This is a genomic window from Burkholderia sp. E168m23, assembly GCF_016586125.1.
GTDB classification, from domain to species: domain Bacteria; phylum Pseudomonadota; class Gammaproteobacteria; order Burkholderiales; family Burkholderiaceae; genus Burkholderia; species Burkholderia orbicola.
Window position 1 is genome coordinate 1 of sequence record NZ_BCPP01001389.1, and the last position, 1,259, is coordinate 1,259.

The following is a 1,259-nucleotide window of genomic DNA, read 5'->3' on the forward strand; positions in this document are numbered from 1 at the left end:
ATCGACGTCGCCCGCGAAGCCGGCGTGCGGCTGCTCGGCTTCTGCCGCAACGACGGCTTCGTCGAATACGTGTCGCCCGCCGCCGTTCATCTCGATCCATCGCCTGCACCGGCGCAGCCGGCCCACTCCTCATGAAACACCTGTTCGATTTCGATACCGCGCAGCAGCAATTCGCCAGCGCATTCGCGCCGCTCGAGGCCGCCGCGTCCGTGCCGCTCCCACAAGCGGCAGGTCACATACTGGCCGCGCCGCTGACCGCGGTGCTCGACCAGCCGCCGGCGGACCAGACCGCGATGGACGGCTACGCCGTGCGGCACGCCGACCTCGCGCACGGCGAGCCGCTGCGCGTCGCGCAGCGCTGCTATGCCGGCGACACGCCCGCGCGGCTCGCGCCGCGCACGGCCGCACGCATCTTCACCGGCAGCCTGATTCCGCCCGGCGCCGACACGGTCGTGATGCAGGAGCATGCGCACGAACAGGCGGGCGACGTCACGTTCGACGCCCCCCAGCGCAGCGGGTCGCACATCCGCCGCCGTGGCGAGGAAGTACGCGCCGGCGATCTGCTCGTGCCGGCCGGCGTGCGCCTGGGCGCGATGCACGTCGGCGTGGCCGCCGCGCAAGGGTTCGCGCGGATCGACGTGCGTGCGACGCTGCGCGTCGGCATCCTGACGACCGGCGACGAGCTGGTCGCATGCGGCCAGCCGCGCGCGCCGCAGCAGATCTACAACAGCAACGCGCCGATGCTCGCCGCGCTGGTCGCCGGAACCGGTGCCGACGTCGCGCTGAGCCTGCACGCGGCCGATACGGCGGCCGCCGTCGATCGGGCGTTGCGCGACGTGCACGCGCAGTGCGATCTCGTGATCTGCGTCGGTGGGGCGTCGGTCGGCGACAAGGATCTGCTGCGTCCGGCGCTGACTGAACTCGGCGCATCGTTCATCGTCACGGGCGTGCGCATGAAGCCAGGCAAGCCGGTCGCGCTCGCGGCGCTCGATGCGCGGCCCGTGGTATTGCTGCCCGGCAATCCGGGCGCCGCGATGACGACGTTCGCGCTGTTCGTCGCGCCGCTGATCCGCCGCCTGCAGGGACGCGACGCGTACCTGCCGGGCGTGCCGTCGCTGCCGATCGACACCGGCTTCGAGCCGGATGCCCAGCGCGAGCGCTTCGTGCGCGTGCGCTGTACGGTAGGCGCCGACGGCGCGCCGGTGCTCGACACGCTGCGCCAGCAAGGCGCCGGCACGCTGCAGTCGCTGGTGCTGGCC

The 1,259-nt window shown here is 72.8% G+C and carries 1 protein-coding gene and 1 pseudogene; both read left to right on the top strand.

All coding sequences use genetic code 11. From position 1 onward, the window contains the following. Positions 1–135, top strand: a pseudogene (locus tag JMF90_RS37535) (sulfurtransferase FdhD); the annotation flags it as partial. Beyond that, positions 132–1,259, top strand: a 1,128-nt coding sequence (locus JMF90_RS37540; protein WP_201326388.1) for a molybdopterin molybdotransferase MoeA, incomplete at its 3' end; no start/stop codon positions are given. The pseudogene JMF90_RS37535 and the gene JMF90_RS37540, both read left to right, overlap by 4 nt.